The organism is Pseudoalteromonas sp. P1-16-1b (assembly GCF_001401785.1).
Classification (GTDB): Bacteria; Pseudomonadota; Gammaproteobacteria; order Enterobacterales; family Alteromonadaceae; genus Pseudoalteromonas; species Pseudoalteromonas undina.
Genome location: NZ_LKGQ01000029.1, coordinates 1 through 16,784 on the forward strand (window position 1 = coordinate 1; position 16,784 = coordinate 16,784).

Here is a 16,784-nt window from a genome sequence, read left to right on the forward strand (position 1 = left end):
GTGTAGCATTTGTTATGTGAAAGTAGGACATTACCAGGCTCCAAATAAGAGAAAGCCCGATTCGAAAGAGTCGGGCTTTTTTACGTCTGTAGGAAAGTGAAAATATCAGCCGTCAGCTATCAGTTGCACTGCGTTAACCTGACCATCGTAGCGTGGGTTGAGTATCTCGAAACCCACGGATAAAGAACACGACAGAGGATGAGAGCGTAGCATTTGTCATGTGGCTCTCTCCATCGCTGTGGGCACTAAGACATTCTACTGCGTTGTCGCTACGAAGTAGCGCACCGACTCCAAATACAAGAAAGCCCGACTCGAAAGAGTTGGGCTTTTTTACGTCTGCATAAAAGTGCAAAAACAGGCGCAAGGTGTAGGGAAATAGTTGTGGTATAGGGAATAACTAGTTGGGAAAATTAATATGTGGCTTTATGCGAATAAGTAACTAAGCTTGTGCGTAATTTGACTTGTTGCCTAACCAGCGTTGAATGAGAGGGTCTACATACTGAGGATATTGCTTCAACATCTGTTGTGCTATGGGTCTAACTTGATTTAAGGTTTGCTTATCTCTTGTTAAGTCTGCAATTTTAAATTCTGCTAAGCCGGTTTGTTTTGTTCCAAGGACTTCACCTGGGCCGCGTATTTCTAAATCACGTTCTGCGATAACAAATCCGTCGTTACTATCGCGCAGTACTCCTAACCGTTTCTGTGCGGTATGTGAAAGTGGTGCATGGTATAAAAGCACGCAGTGAGATGCCGTAGCTCCACGGCCTACGCGGCCACGTAGTTGGTGAAGCTGTGCTAAACCTAGGCGCTCAGGGTTTTCGATAATAATCAAACTCGCATTAGGCACATCAACCCCAACTTCGATCACGGTTGTTGCCACAAGTACATGAATTTTACCCGCTTTAAAGTCGCTCATAATGGCTTGCTTTTCCGTAGCTTTCATTCGCCCATGGACTAAGCCAATAGCAAGCTCAGGTAATGCTTCTTTTAGCTGTAATGCACTGTCTTCCGCTGCTTGGCATTGTAGTACTTCAGACTCGTCTATTAGTGTACATACCCAGTAAACCTGTCGACCTTGTTCGTTACAGGCAAGTTTTACGCGACTAATAATGTCATCTCGACGAGTATCAGGAATCGCAACTGTAGTGATAGGAGTCCGCCCAGGTGGTAATTCGTCAATCACTGAGGTTTCTAAGTCTGCATAGGCAGTCATTGCGAGCGTACGTGGTATAGGAGTTGCTGTCATTACTAGCTGATGTGGATAACAATCACCAAAACGGCCTTTTTCACGCAATGATAAACGTTGATGAACTCCAAAGCGGTGTTGTTCATCAATAATGATAAGTACAAGATTGTTAAATTTTACTTCATCTTGAAATAACGCATGGGTACCGATAATCATTTGCGCTTCACCTGAGGCGATCATTGCAAGTGTACTTACGCGCTCTTTACCTTTTGTTTTACCACCTAACCAAGCAACCGTTATTCCAAGGCTTTCAAACCAGCTAGAAAAGTTGATTCCGTGTTGCTCTGACAATATCTCTGTTGGCGCCATTAATGCGACCTGGTAGCCTTTTGCTATCGCAGTTAACGCGCTCAGTGCTGCGACTAGTGTTTTACCAGAGCCAACGTCCCCTTGGACAAGTCGCATCATAGGGTAAGCGTGTTGCATATCTGCTTTAATTTCTGATACCACACGGCTTTGTGCATTGGTTGGCGCAAAGGGTAATTGTGCTAAAAATTGTGTTTCTAATGAATTAGTGGGCTCAAGTGCAACGGCTTTAACTTGTTGTCCCTGTTCTCTTACTTTTAATAAACTGAGATTTTGCGCCAGTAATTCTTCAAATACGAGCCGCTGCTGAGCTGGGTGAGTCCCTTGTTCAAGCGCACTTATATCAACATCATTAGGAGGGCGATGCAGTAATAATAACGCATCACTTAACGGTAGTTGCGATGGTTGCCATTGTTGGGGAAGTAGCTCTTCTACTGCATACTTTTGAAGTAATTCTATTGCCTGTTTACTCAACGCCCTAATAGAGAGCTGCTTTAACCCCTCGGTTGTTGAATAGACTGGCGTAAGTGTTGATGATGTTGGTTGTTGTTCAAAAGTGTCGCTAATACTGTATTCAGGATGACTCATTTCAAAGCCAATACGTCCGCGACGTATTTCGCCAAAGCAACGAATTATTTTGCCTGTGCTAAATGCATTTTTTTGTGCTGCGGTAAAATTAAAAAATCGTAGTGTTAACCTACCTGTACCATCATTTATTTGGCAAACCAGCATGCGCCGCTTTCCAAAGGTTATTTGACTGGTTTCAATGGTTGCTTGAACAGTTACGTGGCTATGAGGGGTCAACTCACTAATTGTATAAATACGGGTTCTGTCTTCATACCTAAGCGGCAAATGAAATAGCATGTCCTGTACTGTACTAATACCTAGCTTTAAAAGCCGTTCAGCCATTTTAGGACCAACGCCTTTAAGTTCTGTGATTGGGTATTGGCTTAAGCTAGGTTTAGACAATGTAGGCTCAATTATTATTATTTAGTAAGTTAAGTGTACTGATACACTGTATATGCATCAAGTATGTTTTAACGCCTGCCAAAACTGTTCATCAGCAACAATTTCGCCGTTTTCATCAAGCGCAGGGTAAGGTAGGTTTTTTTGTTTGCATTGCCTTGCAATAATTGGGTGGCAGCCTTCAAAGTACATTGGGTGCTTAATTTCTTCACTCAGCATATTTCTATTGTATAAACCAGCTAGATCACGTTGACGCTGCGCCTCAAATAAAATTAGGGCTGCTGCAACGGATACATTTAACGACTGCACCATGCCTTGCATTGGAATAATGATGTTTTGATCCGCATACTCTAAGGCTTGTGGAGAGATCCCCGTTTTTTCTTGACCGACAATAATTGCAGTCGGTTTAGTGTAATCAATTTCTCTGAAGTCGACAGCATCTTCACTTAAATGCGTAGCTAAAATTTGTACATCAGGATTATGAGCACGCATACTTGCAACGGCATCATCTATGTTTCTGTGAAGATGTGTGTCTAACCAGTTTTTACTACCACCAGAGGTATTATTGGTTAGCCACTTTTGTTTTTCTGGCCACACGGCATGCACATGATGACAACCAACGGCATCAGCCGTTCTAACAATTGCTGATAAGTTATGGTGTTTGTGTACGTCTTCTAAACACACGGTAAGGTCGGTTTGACGACGTGAAAGTACACTTTCGATTCTTTGGTAACGAGTTTGCTGCATGGGAGTCCTCTTTTTCGGCAAATTATACGAGATTTTTCACCTTAAGGCACCACTGTTCGACTAATCGGGTTTTGTAATGAGATCAGGGTTTCGGTTGATTGAATGGCTTCTATTGCCTGTATTTTATTGATTAATACATCTTGTAGATGATCGATAGAGCGGGTCATTACTTTAATAAAAATACTGTAATTACCAGTGGTGTAATATGCTTCGACCACTTCCTCTAATGATTCTAATTTTATAAGTGTTTGCGGATAATCGCGCGCGTTGTTCAAATTAATACCAATAAAACAACACACATCGTAACCTAATTGCTTTGTATTAATGGTTAGTTGAGTACCTGTGATGATCCCTGCATGTTTCATTTTTTCGATTCGCACATGAATTGTTCCTGCGCTTACACTAAAGCGTTTTGCTAATTCAGCATAAGGTGTACGCGCATTATCCATTAATGCATGCAGAATCTGTTTATCAAGATTATCGATTTGATAATTTTCCATAGATTTAACCGTCTTTAATTGTGGTATTAGTTGTTTTTATACCACTTTTTTAATGGTTTTAATATCGTAAAGCTATTTTTATTATGGGATATTGAATTAAATAGTTTAATTGTTACGATAACCTCATTGAAGCGTGATTGTGCGCTAAGTAGTAAATACAATAACTGGGAATGAGGCCAATTATTATGAGTTCACATTATGTGCAGCAGCAGCAGCAAATAAGTAAAGTTAAGCAGTTCTTTTCGCAGCAATTAGAACAAAAACTGGGCTTAATTGAAGTTCAAGCGCCTATTTTAGCTAAAGTAGGCGACGGTACACAGGATAACTTAAGTGGGCACGAGAACGCCGTGGCTGTGAATATTAAAGCGATTGCAGATAGCCGTTACGAAGTGGTGCATTCTCTTGCTAAGTGGAAACGTAAAATCTTGGGTGAATATGGCTTTTCACAAGGTGAGGGAATTTATACGCAAATGAAAGCGTTGCGACCTGATGAAGATTCACTAAGCCCAATCCATTCTGTTTATGTTGATCAATGGGATTGGGAGCAAGTTATTTGTGAAAGTACGCAGCGTTCGCTATCTACCCTCAAGCAAACGGTTGAAACAATTTACCAAGGTATTAAAGCCACTGAACAATATGTTAGTGCAAGCTTTGGCTTAAGAGCATTTTTGCCAGCTAAAATTACTTTTGTACACAGTGAAGAACTGCGTAAAATGTACCCTGACTTTAGCGCTAAGCAGCGTGAGAAAGCGATTGCTCAAGAATATGGTGCTGTGTTTTTAATTGGTATTGGCGGAGCATTAAGTGATGGTAAAATTCATGATGTGAGAGCGCCAGATTACGACGATTGGTCAACACCAACATGTGATCAGTATATGGGATTAAATGGCGATATTTTAGTATGGAATCCAATTCTTGAAGATGCTTTCGAAATATCATCTATGGGAATTCGAGTGAGCCCTGAAGTTTTGCAAGCTCAATTGGGAATTACCGGTGACGAAGAGCGTTTAGAGTTTGATTGGCATAAAGCATTGTTAGAAAGTAAATTTCCTCAAACAATTGGTGGTGGTATTGGTCAGTCTCGCTTGGCTATGCTGTTATTACAAAAACAACACATAGGGCAAGTGCAGGTAGGTGTGTGGCCAGCGCAAACCTATGACAGTGTAGACGGCTTACTATAAAGAATAAGGGGCTGTTACTAACAGCCCCTTATAATTAAGTTTTAAACTCAATTTCTATTTTATTGTTTTCTAACTTAACATTACTTGGTGGAAAGTTACGAGTTGTTTTAAGTAACTTATTGAATATATGGATTTCCACTCCAGAATGTAAAACGGTATTTACGGTTAAAATGGCTTCATCGAGCATGGTATTTAGTTTTTGCTCTAAACTCGCTATCTGCTTTTCTAGTTGTTCAGCTTGTTGACTATGATGTATCTGAGTTGATCCAATCTTATTCATGAGCTCGCTTTTTTTATCAGCATCTTTAATTAAATCTGCTTTTTCTAATGCAGCTTGTAAGCTATCAACCTGTTCATTTGCAGCTGTTAATTCACTAAAATATCTATCAATATCTTTGGTCATTTGAGTAGCTGAAGCGGCTAAATTAATTGCCATTTTAGCCCCTGATTCGTTACCAATTTCTCCGGCAATTAGTTTAGTGGCATCTAAAATTTCACCTCCAAATAACTTTCCTTTAGGTAGTTCTGATTGACCAATTTGAATTATATTTTTTGCTTTCATTGAGCTGTGGCTGGCTTGGCGGTCAAGCAATATGCTGTTAGCTTCAATGTAGCAATATTGAGAGTGTGAGGCATGCACATCACCTGCGCAAATTATTCTGCAAGACAGTGATTTATCTTCAGGCTTTTGATGGCCAATCACCCCTTGTTTTACAAGTATATCGCCACCGGCGGTTAATTCTCCAGATTCGACTGTACCAAAAACGGTAATGTCACCTGTTGCATTTATCCTCATCCCTGGCTCTACATTTTTACTAACTATTACACTACCTTCAAAGTCGATATGGCCTGTTTTTACAGACACATCGTTAACAGTGAAAATATCGTCAACACGCATTCCGTTATTTATTTCAACAGGCACGCCGGCAATAGTTGAAAGTAATTCCATCGGGTTATTTTTTGATATTTCAGTACCCTCACCTGCAATTAGGGCATGAACTTGCCCTGGTTTGGCTGGTAAAACATCACCTATCACGGTAAACCCTTCTTGACCAGGAGTAGCAGGTTGCTGCTGGATTAGTAATTCACCCGGTTTAACACTTGCTAATTTACCAAAATCACGCATATCAACACTACCATCTTCTTTTAATTTGGGTGCTTTAAGGCGGTCTTTTAAGGTTTTAACCATGGCTTTAAATTTACTATCTTGGCCGTCAGTAGGTAAACGTCCTTTAGCGAGTGGTCCGCTAACTACAGAGCCCGGAGGAAGCTCAAATTGCTTTTGTAAAAGCTGCTCTAAAAATGCTTGTTTATAACCTCTAGCAACATGCGCTTTCACTAATTCTTTTTTAGCTTCATCAAAACTGAGTGTTGCGCCACCTTTGGCGAGAGTGAGCGTGCCAGTGGCTAGCATTTTATCATCGCTGATTTCAACGATTAAGGTTGCATCGTGGCGTGTTGCAACGACTAAGATTCGTTCAGGTGTTGCACTACTGAAATAGTTATTTATGGCGTCATGATCGATTTCACACTCGCTGTAAGGCGATTGTTCAATTGCTTCAATGATAAAAGCAGCACTGGTGGGTGCAGATTTACTCGTATCGAGCAATACATTGCCATTATGAGCAAGCTTAAACACAAGTTATCCTTTTCTACTACAAAAGTAAGGTTTAATAAAATAACGTGATTACAGAGTGCTAGAATTTTAGTTTTGAGTCAAGAATTCATCAAAGTGTAGCTATAGAATGGGATAAAAGCTATGAGCGGCGCTCATAGCTTATAGAGGTTAGTTTGTTGAAGGAAGTTCCATAATGCCGTCAATTTCTACTTGTACACCTTTAGGGAGTGCACGAACGCCAATAGCTGCACGCGCAGGGTAAGGCTGTTTAAAATATTGGCTCATAACTTCGTTCACAATGGCAAAGTTTGAAAGATCAGTAAGGTAAATATTAACTTTTACTAGGTCTTGAATAGAACCGCCAGCTTCCTCACAAACCGCACTGATATTTTTAAATACTTGATGTGTTTGCTCACTAAAGTCTTCAGAAATAACGTCCATTGTTTCTGGGACAAGTGGTATTTGCCCTGATAAATAAACAGCTGTACCCACTTTTACTGCTTGGCTATATGTACCAATTGCTGCAGGTGCTTTATCCGTTGATATAAATGCTTTATTCATGATGTTCCTATTTTATTTTTTACGATAGACTTTTTGTACATCGGGCATAACACGTATGCGGCGCATAATATTGGCGACATGAATACGGTTTTTAACTGTGATCCCTAAGTCTATCACGTATAAATTACTTTCTTTTTCATCGGTAGCTATTTCTACAATATTGGCCTGCGTAGTGGCGACCACATTGGTTAATTTAGCCAGCGCACCTTGGTGGTTAATGATTTCTACTCTTAAAGCCGCTATATATTCTTTTTCTGGATTATCATCCCATTTTACGACTAGGTATTTCGAACGATCATTTTCCCAACCACGAATATTTTTACACTCTTGGCGATGAACGGTTAAACCTTTACCTTGGCTAACATGGGCAGTAATAGCGTCTCCAGGTACAGGACGACAACATTTAGAATAATTAACCAACATACCTTCGGTACCAATAATAGTTGCCTTGGCACGCTTTGCGATGTCGTTTAAATCATCATTGTCGTTTTGTAACAAGCGTTTAGCAATCAGCATACTCATTAAGTTACCTGAGCCAATCTCTACTAGCAGTTCTAAGGTAGAGGAAAGCTCATGCTCTTCAAGCACTCGGGTAATATTTTCAGCTGGCAGGTTATCAAATTTGTTTTCCCCTAGCGCTGAGTCAAGTAAGCGACGACCAAGTAATAACGCTTCTTCATGCTGTTGACTTTTAAGGTAGTTGCGTACGCCCAAGCGTGCTTTGCCAGTAACAATAAAGTTAAGCCATGTTGCGTTAGGGTGAGCGCCTGAACTGGTAATAATTTCTATTGTTTGCCCCGTATCAATGGCTTTACTTAAAGGATAAGGCTTGCGGTTCACACGTGCACCGACACAAGTATTACCTACATCAGTATGAACGGCATAAGCAAAATCAACCGCCGTTGCACCCATAGGAAGTTCAATAATCCGACCATCTGGGGTAAAGACATAAATTTCTTCTGGGAATAGCTCTGTTTTTACATTCTCTACAAATTCAAACGAGGAACCTGCACTTTGTTGTAATTCCAATAAGCTTTGCATCCATTGGCGTGCGCGCTGTTGTGCAGTATGACCCGCATTGTCACCCGACTTTTTATACATCCAGTGAGCTGCGACCCCTTTATCAGCCATGTGATCCATATCTAAAGTACGGATTTGAATTTCTACAGGAATACCATGCGGGCCAACTAAAGAAGTATGTAATGATTGGTAACCATTAGTTTTTGGTACAGCAATATAGTCTTTAAAGCGGGTTTCAATTGGCTTATATAAGTTATGAGCTACACCAAGTACGCGATAACAGGTATCCATAGAGTCTACTGCAATACGAAATGCGTAAATATCCATGACTTCGTTAAACAGCAGCTCTTTGTTGAGCATTTTTTTATAAATACTGTATAGATGCTTTTCACGGCCTGATACGGTCGCTTTTATGCCAGATTCTTCAAGGCGAGCTTCAATTTCAGTTTGAATATTTGAAATAACTTCTTTGCGATTACCACGCGCTTTAGCCACTTCCGATTTAAGTGCACGATGACGCATAGGGTACAGTGCTTGAAAACCTAAATCTTCTAGCTCATTTTTTATATCATGAATACCTAAACGATTAGCAATTGGTGCATAAATCTCAAGGGTTTCACGAGCAATACGGCGGCGTTTATCAGGACGAAGTGCGCCTAATGTGCGCATGTTGTGTGTTCTATCAGCTAGCTTGATTAAAATAACCCGAATATCTTGGGTCATTGCCATAATCATTTTTCGATAGTTTTCAGCTTGGAACTCTTTTTTATCTTTGAAGCTCAATTTATCAAGCTTGCTCACACCCTCTACGAGTTCTGCTACTGTTTCACCAAATATTTCAGCTAAATCTTGTTGGCTAAAATCGGTATCTTCAATCACATCATGCATGAGTGCTGCCATGAGCGTTTCATGGTCAAGATGCATGCTTGCTAATATTTGAGTGACTTCAACGGGGTGAGTAATGTAAGGCTCGCCACTTGAACGAGTTTGACCCTCATGAGCCTCTCGGGCTACCACGTAGGCTTTTTGAACTAGCTCAACATCGTCTGCTGGCAAGTATTTTGAGATTTTCTTTTTAAGACCTTCAAAAAGATACATTCACACTCCAATGTTCTCGTGAAGCAAATAAGTTAGGATAAGTTACGAATATACGATGAAAACAAAGGATTGCCAACGGCTATAGTTGAAAAACTATGCCGTTAGCTAAATCAGACCGGGCGGTTGATTATTGGTTGCCACCAACAATGGCAGCAACAGCAGCTAGTTCTGCCGCTTCTTGATGTTGTTGTTCTTCACGGTCAATAACATCCATTGAAGAATTATCAACTAAACCAAGTTCGATTTCACGTAAAGCAACAACTGTCGGCTTATCGTTCTCAGGATCTACTAGTGGATCTTTACCACCAACAGCAATTTGGCGGGCACGACGGGCCGCAACTAAAATTAAGTCAAAACGATTACCAATTGCATCTACTGCATCTTCAACTGTTACGCGAGCCATCTTAGCACTCCAAAATAATTTAAAAGCAAAGGCGTAGTTTACTGCACGCAGCAAGTTTCGCCAATAGCCAGTGGTTAATTTTTATCTATTTTAAGGCATGAACCGAAAATTAATCGTAATTTAGATTACTTGAGCAGCTCATTAATTAAAGTTTGATGACGTGTTGTTTGTGCTTTTAGCGTTAATCGCTGTGCAATTACTATGGTTTCTAAATCGCTTAAAGCAGTATCAAAATCATCATTCACTACAACATAGTCGTATTCGTTGTAATGAGAGGTTTCTGATTGAGCTTGCGCCATTCGACCTGCAATAATTTCAGCAGAGTCTTGGCCGCGATTATTTAAACGTTGCTCTAGTTCTTGTTTTGATGGCGGAAGAATAAAGATAGTTTTTACGTCGTCCATTATTTCTCGAACTTGGCGAGCGCCTTGCCAGTCAATATCTAAAAATACATCAATGCCTGCGGCGAGTTGCTCTTCAATCGCTTGCTTAGAAGTACCATAATAGTTATCAAATACTTGTGCCCATTCAAAAAAATCATCTTTGGCAATCAGCGCTTTAAACTCATCAACTGATACAAAGTGGTAATGTTCTGCATTATTTTCACCAGGGCGCGGTGCGCGAGTGGTGTGCGATACCGATACTTTCATATCAGCATGCTTTTTCAGTAATGCATTTATTAAGCTAGATTTACCCGCCCCAGAAGGTGCCGATAAAATGAATAAGTTTCCGCGAGAGTGTGCCATGATTTTTTACCTAAAATGAACAAGCACAGCCGTTAAAAAGGCCTGCCTTAATTTTACTATTGTACTTTATTTAATGAAGCTTACTCAACTGCTGCATACTTAGAGCAAATAGCCTGTGTCTAAGAGCATAGATACAGAGAGTTTGTAAAGGTGATTTTTACTCTCGCATAATGCAAAGACATGTGTTGCAACTTGCATATCTAAGTGATGTAATTTTTTATTATTATTTAAATTCAATAGGTTAAAGTTTGGAATAAAGTCTGCATTAGTTCAGTTATGTAACTATAGAGGGCTTACGTATGAAATTAACCCATCTCGGAAAAGTTTGCTGTGTATTGTGGCCTTGCACCGTTTTTAGTCAGCCATTTGAGAATTGTCCAAGCCAAGCTTTTTTAATGCAAGATGCTAAAGCACAGTTATACGGTATAGATTTAGTATCGGCTAAGCCTACTGTGTTAGCCGCGACTTTAACGTTTGCTACTGAGGCAAACAATGAAAGCGTAAATGCCATTGGCTTTAATTATAAAGATCAGTATTTGTATGGCTTTAGTCGCCAAGCACCAAAAAGTGTGGTGCAAATAGACAGTAACTACCAAATGGCTCGCTTAAATATCACAGGGCTGCCAGATACTAATTTTTATGTAGGTGACATTCAGGTAACAGGCGATGCAGCAAATCAGCGCGCTTCATATTATGTTTATACTCCTCGGTTTGGCCTTTACGAAATCGATTTAAACTCAGATCTAACCGCTGAAATTACTGCACAGCTTTTACCTAATAGTGCCAACTGGAATTTAGGAATTTATGATTTTGCCTTTCATCCACAAAGTAATTTACTTTATGCAGTTGAATCAAATGGCGATTTGCATGAAATTAACGTTGCTAATAATACCTCTAAATTTATAACTCAGCTCGATATTGGTGATGATACGGGCGCATTTGGTGCCGCTTACTTTGATATTGACGGTCAGTTTTACTTTAGTAATAACAAAAGCGGAAAAATACATAAAGTTAATTTAAGTATTAGCCCCGTAGTTGGCTACACACCAACAGCAAACGTATTTACCTCGGGGCCTAAATCTAGTCAAAATGATGGTGCGCGATGCGCTATTGCAGAAGTTGCAGTTACCGATAGTTCTATTGATTTTGGTGATGCTCCTCGTCCATATAACACGAGTCTTGAGCAAAGTGGCGCTCGACACTTATTTGATCCTAGTAGTACTGGCAGTAATCTTATTTACTTGGGTGAGACGGTCGATGGCGAAAATATCAATACGAATGACGATTTAATCAATAACCCCATAGATGACTCTGATGACGGGGTTAGCTTTGTTACCGCGATTGCTGCAGGACAAGATAGCCAAATCATTGTCAACGCGTCAGCTGATAGCTTTTTATATGCTTGGTTTGACTGGGATCAAAATGGTGGCTTTAGTGAATCCGAACGCATGGTAACTAAGTATCAGCTTAACAAAGGTGATAATAGTATTTTAGTTAGCGTACCGAGTAATGTTAAAGCAGGACAAACATGGGCTCGCTTTCGAGTTACTGATGGTTCTGAGGCATCATTAATTACTGCCACGGGTGGAGTGCTAGGTGGCGAAGTGGAAGATTATCCAATAACTACATTTGCTAGCGCTGTTTACCCTGGTGAAAACGATTGGGTAACGCTTGCCTATGAAGATAAATGGCCGTTTTCAGGCGATTACGACTTTAATGATGTGGTTGTAAATTATCGTACTACGCAGCTAATTGAAGGAAGCAATGTGGTTGGCTATAAAATTGATGGTCAACTTGTTGGGGTGGGTGCAACTTATCATAATGGTTTTGCTGTTAGGCTTACAGAAACTATTAATAACATAACCAATACAATTTTAAGTAGTGAAATAGATGAGCAAAATATTATTTACACTATCAATGGAGAGCCGCAACTAGACTCGCCATTAGAAGCAAACCGTGATCAGGCAATTTTGATTTTTATGCAAGATACTTGGCAACATATTACGAAGCAAGCTGGCTGTGATTACTTTAGAACCGAAAGCAATTGTGACGTAAACAGTAAAGTAACGTTTAGTATGACTATTCCATTAAAAGCAGCTAAAGCGCTAGCGAATGCACCAGGTACGCTACTCGACCCGTTCATTTTTGGTAGCGAAGGATTTTATCATGGTGACTTTTTAGTTGGTAAAAATGCAAGAAGCTGGGAAGTTCATCTAAAAAACCAAGCGCCAACAGAGGCTTTCGATAGTAGTTTATTCGCTGTTAATGGTGCAGATGATGCCACTCAGCAAGCCTCTGAGTTATTTTTTCAAACTGAAAATGGCCTTCCCTGGGCGATTGAAGTCGGTATGCAGTGGCTACATCCACTTGAAGGGGTAGACATCACCAACGCTTATGATCGTTTTGCTAATTTTGCGCAGTCGTCAGGTCAGCAAGCGCCGCAGTGGTTCAACAGTTACAACGCACCGAGTGTGGTTGTTAAAGGAGAACAGTAATGAATAAATTAACCGTTATCTTATGCTCATTATCACTGTTAACAGCCTGCGGGGGCGGAGGCGATGAAAGTGCAGCACCTGCCCCGACTAATGTAGCTCCACCAGTTGCTGATCCAGTAACAGCCGAGCCCCAAGGAATGGCAAACTTAGTTATCAATAATGACTTTAACTTATCAACAAAATTTAATTTAGCTATTGATGTAGCGCTTTCTAGAGGTGATGAAAGAGCGTATCTGAATATTTGTCAGAAAAAATCGAATGCAGAGCGAGCAGATTACAATAATTGCTTATTTAGAGCCCCTTTAACGCAAGGGGCACTCACAACTACCCTTGCGATGAGCAGACAAGATATAGAGCTAGTAGCGGAAATTTGGTTTTACGATACCAGCACCCAACCACTTGCTTTTACTTGGCAGTTTGATGCTCAAACACAAAACCAAATGTTTGAGATTAGATAACATCAGGTTATGTCGAGTTCTGGTTAAGTTTTTTCGGCTTAATTGATAAAACTTAAAGTTAAGATAAAGAATATACTCAGGTATATTCTTTTTTATTGTTAAAAGGGGCGTTCATGTTCAAGGTTATTTCGAGTAGGCGGTGTAATTCAAAAAGAGGTTATAGCATTGCTGTCATTACAGTAATTGCATTTATGCTAATTGTTGCCGCATTTAATCCGTGGCAATTTTATTACGCTGATTTATTAATATCCTTTCGGTTTCCTTTGTTAGCTGCTGCGTTGTTTTTTGCATTGTTACTGCTTGCGCTAAAAAAACTATGGCTAGGGGGAGTGATTGCGATTATTTGTATTATCAATTTAAGTTCACTGGTGCCGCTGCATTCATTAGAAGTCGTTCCCTCGAAGGCTGCGATAACAGTTAAGCAAATTAATCTAAATTACAATAATCCCTATGTAGACATGCATCTAAAAAACTTACAAAACCAGCAATGGGATGTGCTTGTTTTGCAAGAGTTTAGCGATTTAAACCGGCATTTACTCACGCCTTTTTTAAATAAAGCCAGTTTGTTTGGTTATCGCGAAGTCGAAGGGATCCCTTACGGGATTGTGGTTATTTCGCGTTTACCGATTATACACAGACAGCAAGTTAAATTAGATGGCGACCGATTAGGTTATATAAAGCTTAAGCTATTATTAGATAAGCACCCAATTACCGCTTTTATTGCCCACCCACCTTCACCTAGAACCGCTACTCATTGGCATAATCGTAATCGGTTATTATCAGTAATGAACGAGGCGAGTACAAAAGAGATAGATCCTTGGTTTATTGCGGGAGATCTAAATATTGTTCCTTGGTCTGGCTATTTTAATTGGTCTAATGCGCAAAGTTGTTATGCAGCTGCAAATGCATATACCAGCTTTGCACCTACTGCAATAGAGCACACTTTAATGACGGGCTTGCCAATTGACCATTGTATTTTTAATCAAGAGTTTAATTTATCTTCTTTGGAAGTGAGTGAGTTTAAAGGAAGCGATCATAAAATATTAAGTTATACATTAAACTTAAAAAGTTAGATGAAGTATTTATTTTAGGCTAATACACAACAAGTAGCTTAAACGCTACTTGTTGTGTATTAGCAAAGTAATTATGGTGCAGTAGTAAATGTGGTTTTTAAATCATGTAATAAATGGCGTAAATTACGTTTATGCGGGAATAGCGTAAACGCGGCTGTTGTAATTGATAACGCTTTGAACTTTGAGCCTATTTCTCGATAATATTCACCGTAACATTCTAATATACGTGCTTGTGCTTTTATTTGTGCAATCATTCCAGCATCTCTTTTGCAGCGTGAAACAATTTCTTTCATCGCATTGAGCCTGTTTTTACGATTTGCGGTAATAGAGCCCGCTCTCATCAAGTAATCCATGGCTACGCGCGGCGAAAAAGCTACATCACCAATTCTTGCAAGTTTTAACCAGCAATCCCAATCACTTGCGCTGTTTAATATGTTATCAAATCGGCCGATATAATTAATGGCTGAACGTTTAACCATAACCGAAGAGGTACCAATCACATTGGCAAAAATAAGCAAGTCTATTGGCGATTTTAAGTTTTGGTATCCCATATCTTTCTTATCAACAAATTTTGAAAACTCAGGCCAAAAAGAAAAGCAATCAACAATTGGCTCATAATCTTCATTTACATGCATATAGTTAGTAAAGCTTAAAACACATTCGGGGTTTTCTTTCATATAACCTAATTGCTCATACAACTTATCATCACTCCAATAGTCGTCGGCATCTAAGAATGCAATATAGTCCCCTTTAGAAGCTGCAATAGCGCGGTTGCGTACATTAACTACACCGGTATTTTCTTGTTCTAAAATAACCAGCTGTGGAAATGTGTTCTGCGCTTTTCTCAACCAATCAACACTGCCATCGGTTGAGCCATCGTCTACAACGATAATTTCTAGACTGATATTTTTTTGAGCAATAACACTGCTCAGTGCTTTTGCTAAATACTGTTTGCAATTGTAGTTTGGGATAATAACGCTTATTTCTATATTCATGAGCTGCACCCTAGCTTCTATTAATTAACTAGGTAAGTACTACGCAAGTTAAGCGCCAAGTATTTTTATAGCTTTGTGGGGTGTTTTTTGTCTAATGCTTTGCATTTTGCAATATATGTTCGCAAATTGACTTAAATCTTACCACTTTCAGTGCTTTTTAACCGGGCACAGTTCTTGCGAAATAACCATCAGAATCTTTTGGAGTATTTAGCATGAAACATATAGGTATTGTTGTACCAAGCTTCCATATCCCGTCGGAAACCTTTGTGGTGACAGAAATAAATGCACTTGTTAAAGCAGGGCATAAAGTAAGTGTTATTACCTTTGAAAATTTAAATACCAGTGCCAACCTTGATAGCAGTGTAAATGTAATTATTATTAAAAAGTCTTTTGGTGCTGCTGCTAAATTTGCAACCTTGAAACCGTTAGCAGCACTTAATGCTACCAAAATTGCTTTTCGCTTTACCTCAATCTCAGCCATATCGCTTCTAGGGTATGGGTTAAACATCGCAGAAATAATTAAGCGGCACGGTATCTCCCATATACATTGTCACTTTATGCATGCACCGCTGGCATATTCGATTGTTGCTAGCAAAATTGCGGGTATTAGTGTCTCTTCAATCGGCCATGGTCATGATGTGTATGTAAACGATACCGATCTAAAACTTAAACTTTCGTTATGTGATTTCTCGGTTGCTGTGTGTAAAGACATGGCTCAAAAACTAAGTAATTACAAGGTAGGAAAAGTTGAGCTATTGCATTGCGGTGTTGATTTAAGTCTATTTAGCTGCACTCCAAATCGACTTAATGAGTCAGTTAAACTGTTATTTATTGGACGCTTAGTTGAGAAAAAAGGACTGCAATTTCTTTTACCCGCTATAAAAAAATTAAGTAAAAAATACGCCATATGCCTAGACATCGTGGGCGAAGGCCCATTAATGAATGATTTAAAATTTTTGTGTGAAGAACTCGGTCTTGATAAAGATGTTCGCTTTTTGGGGCGTCGTACGCCTCTTTGGTTATCAAAAAATACCAGTAATTACTCGGCACTGGTTGCGCCATTTTGTGTATCTAGTAATGGTGACAGAGACACCGGGCCTGTGGTTCTCAAAGAGGCTATGGCAAGTGGTATTCCTGTGCTAACGACCAAGCTTATGGGGGCAAAAGAAATTGTAAATGATTCTGTTGGCTTTAAATGTGAGCCTTCAAGCATTATTGGTTTAGAGACTATTTTAACTCAATTCTGTGAGCTTAATCCGTATGAACGATATGCCAAAGGTATCAATGCTAAGCGGTTGGTTGCAAATAAATTTAATGCCAGCTCACAAGCTAAAAAGCTGTCATCTTGGGTGCAAAACTCTTAAGGAATGA

General features: G+C 39.6%; 14 protein-coding genes. 5 read left to right on the top strand and 9 right to left on the bottom strand.

Annotation, left to right across the window (positions count from 1 at the left end; translation table 11 throughout):
- Window positions 1-439: 439 nt before the first annotated feature.
- Genes recG through asnC form a run of 3 tightly spaced genes read right to left on the bottom strand, consistent with a single transcriptional unit; the run spans window position 440 to window position 3,765 of the window.
- A complete protein-coding gene (gene recG / locus AN392_RS16225) occupies window positions 440-2,521 on the bottom strand; it encodes an ATP-dependent DNA helicase RecG (protein WP_055013270.1) in 2,082 nt (693 codons plus the stop codon).
- A 57-nt stretch (window positions 2,522-2,578) separates the two neighbouring features.
- Window positions 2,579-3,265 (bottom strand): tRNA (guanosine(18)-2'-O)-methyltransferase TrmH, encoded by a 687-nt coding sequence (gene trmH / locus AN392_RS16230; RefSeq protein ID WP_010392977.1) that lies wholly within the window; start codon window positions 3,263-3,265, stop codon window positions 2,579-2,581.
- A gap of 41 nt (window positions 3,266-3,306) precedes the next feature.
- Complete coding sequence (gene asnC, locus AN392_RS16235) at window positions 3,307-3,765, bottom strand: transcriptional regulator AsnC (RefSeq protein ID WP_008108204.1); 459 nt, start codon at window positions 3,763-3,765, stop codon at window positions 3,307-3,309.
- A 185-nt stretch (window positions 3,766-3,950) separates the two neighbouring features.
- Between asnC and asnA the strand changes: the two genes are divergently transcribed.
- Window positions 3,951-4,946 (top strand): aspartate--ammonia ligase, encoded by a 996-nt coding sequence (asnA, locus tag AN392_RS16240; RefSeq protein ID WP_055013271.1) that lies wholly within the window; start codon window positions 3,951-3,953, stop codon window positions 4,944-4,946.
- 34 nt (window positions 4,947-4,980) lie between these two features.
- Here the strand turns inward: asnA and AN392_RS16245 are convergent, their stop codons facing one another.
- From AN392_RS16245 to gmk, 5 genes are all read right to left on the bottom strand, one after another.
- The gene (locus tag AN392_RS16245; protein WP_054202953.1) at window positions 4,981-6,585 is read right to left on the bottom strand and encodes a DUF342 domain-containing protein; all 1,605 of its coding nucleotides are present in this window, start codon (window positions 6,583-6,585) and stop codon (window positions 4,981-4,983) included.
- A 147-nt stretch (window positions 6,586-6,732) separates the two neighbouring features.
- Window positions 6,733-7,125, bottom strand: coding sequence for a RidA family protein (locus AN392_RS16250; RefSeq protein WP_010392969.1), 393 nt, complete (start codon window positions 7,123-7,125; stop codon window positions 6,733-6,735).
- Window positions 7,126-7,137: 12 nt separating this feature from the next.
- A complete protein-coding gene (gene spoT / locus AN392_RS16255) occupies window positions 7,138-9,243 on the bottom strand; it encodes a bifunctional GTP diphosphokinase/guanosine-3',5'-bis pyrophosphate 3'-pyrophosphohydrolase (protein WP_010392967.1) in 2,106 nt (701 codons plus the stop codon).
- Window positions 9,244-9,370: 127 nt separating this feature from the next.
- A complete protein-coding gene (gene rpoZ / locus AN392_RS16260; protein WP_008108220.1) occupies window positions 9,371-9,646 on the bottom strand; it encodes a DNA-directed RNA polymerase subunit omega in 276 nt (91 codons plus the stop codon).
- A 125-nt stretch (window positions 9,647-9,771) separates the two neighbouring features.
- On the bottom strand, window positions 9,772-10,392 hold the full coding sequence (gmk, locus tag AN392_RS16265; RefSeq protein WP_055013272.1) for a guanylate kinase: 621 nt from the start codon (window positions 10,390-10,392) through the stop codon (window positions 9,772-9,774).
- A gap of 299 nt (window positions 10,393-10,691) precedes the next feature.
- Between gmk and AN392_RS16270 the strand changes: the two genes are divergently transcribed.
- The 3 genes from AN392_RS16270 (at window position 10,692) to AN392_RS16280 (ending at window position 14,418) form a co-directional block, all read left to right on the top strand.
- Window positions 10,692-12,887, top strand: coding sequence for an LruC domain-containing protein (locus AN392_RS16270; protein WP_055013273.1), 2,196 nt, complete (start codon window positions 10,692-10,694; stop codon window positions 12,885-12,887).
- Entirely contained in the window at window positions 12,887-13,345 is a 459-nt protein-coding gene (locus AN392_RS16275) for a hypothetical protein (RefSeq protein WP_055013274.1), read from the top strand. The genes AN392_RS16270 and AN392_RS16275 overlap by 1 nt, the downstream gene beginning before the upstream one ends.
- Before the next feature lie 113 nt (window positions 13,346-13,458).
- Window positions 13,459-14,418, top strand: coding sequence for an endonuclease/exonuclease/phosphatase family protein (locus AN392_RS16280; RefSeq protein ID WP_235575604.1), 960 nt, complete (start codon window positions 13,459-13,461; stop codon window positions 14,416-14,418).
- A 71-nt stretch (window positions 14,419-14,489) separates the two neighbouring features.
- Here AN392_RS16280 and AN392_RS16285 read toward each other — a convergent pair whose 3' ends face one another.
- Window positions 14,490-15,413 (bottom strand): glycosyltransferase family 2 protein, encoded by a 924-nt coding sequence (locus tag AN392_RS16285; RefSeq protein ID WP_055013275.1) that lies wholly within the window; start codon window positions 15,411-15,413, stop codon window positions 14,490-14,492.
- 212 nt (window positions 15,414-15,625) lie between these two features.
- On the opposite strand from AN392_RS16285, the gene AN392_RS16290 reads away from it, so the two are divergent.
- Window positions 15,626-16,777, top strand: coding sequence for a glycosyltransferase (locus tag AN392_RS16290; RefSeq protein ID WP_055013276.1), 1,152 nt, complete (start codon window positions 15,626-15,628; stop codon window positions 16,775-16,777).
- Window positions 16,778-16,784 lie beyond the last annotated feature (7 nt).

What these genes read in the sequence shown, in the direction of transcription:
- AN392_RS16280 (WP_235575604.1), top strand. Translation starts at nt 13,459, where the DNA reads ATGTTCAAGGTTATTTCGAGTAGGCGGTGTAATTCAAAAAGAGGTTAT.
- AN392_RS16290 (WP_055013276.1), top strand. Translation starts at nt 15,626, where the DNA reads ATGAAACATATAGGTATTGTTGTACCAAGCTTCCATATCCCGTCGGAA.
- asnC (WP_008108204.1), bottom strand. Translation starts at nt 3,765, where the DNA reads ATGGAAAATTATCAAATCGATAATCTTGATAAACAGATTCTGCATGCA.
- gmk (WP_055013272.1), bottom strand. Translation starts at nt 10,392, where the DNA reads ATGGCACACTCTCGCGGAAACTTATTCATTTTATCGGCACCTTCTGGG.
- spoT (WP_010392967.1), bottom strand. Translation starts at nt 9,243, where the DNA reads ATGTATCTTTTTGAAGGTCTTAAAAAGAAAATCTCAAAATACTTGCCA.
- rpoZ (WP_008108220.1), bottom strand. Translation starts at nt 9,646, where the DNA reads ATGGCTCGCGTAACAGTTGAAGATGCAGTAGATGCAATTGGTAATCGT.
- AN392_RS16250 (WP_010392969.1), bottom strand. Translation starts at nt 7,125, where the DNA reads ATGAATAAAGCATTTATATCAACGGATAAAGCACCTGCAGCAATTGGT.
- AN392_RS16270 (WP_055013273.1), top strand. Translation starts at nt 10,692, where the DNA reads ATGAAATTAACCCATCTCGGAAAAGTTTGCTGTGTATTGTGGCCTTGC.
- AN392_RS16285 (WP_055013275.1), bottom strand. Translation starts at nt 15,413, where the DNA reads ATGAATATAGAAATAAGCGTTATTATCCCAAACTACAATTGCAAACAG.
- trmH (WP_010392977.1), bottom strand. Translation starts at nt 3,265, where the DNA reads ATGCAGCAAACTCGTTACCAAAGAATCGAAAGTGTACTTTCACGTCGT.
- asnA (WP_055013271.1), top strand. Translation starts at nt 3,951, where the DNA reads ATGAGTTCACATTATGTGCAGCAGCAGCAGCAAATAAGTAAAGTTAAG.
- AN392_RS16275 (WP_055013274.1), top strand. Translation starts at nt 12,887, where the DNA reads ATGAATAAATTAACCGTTATCTTATGCTCATTATCACTGTTAACAGCC.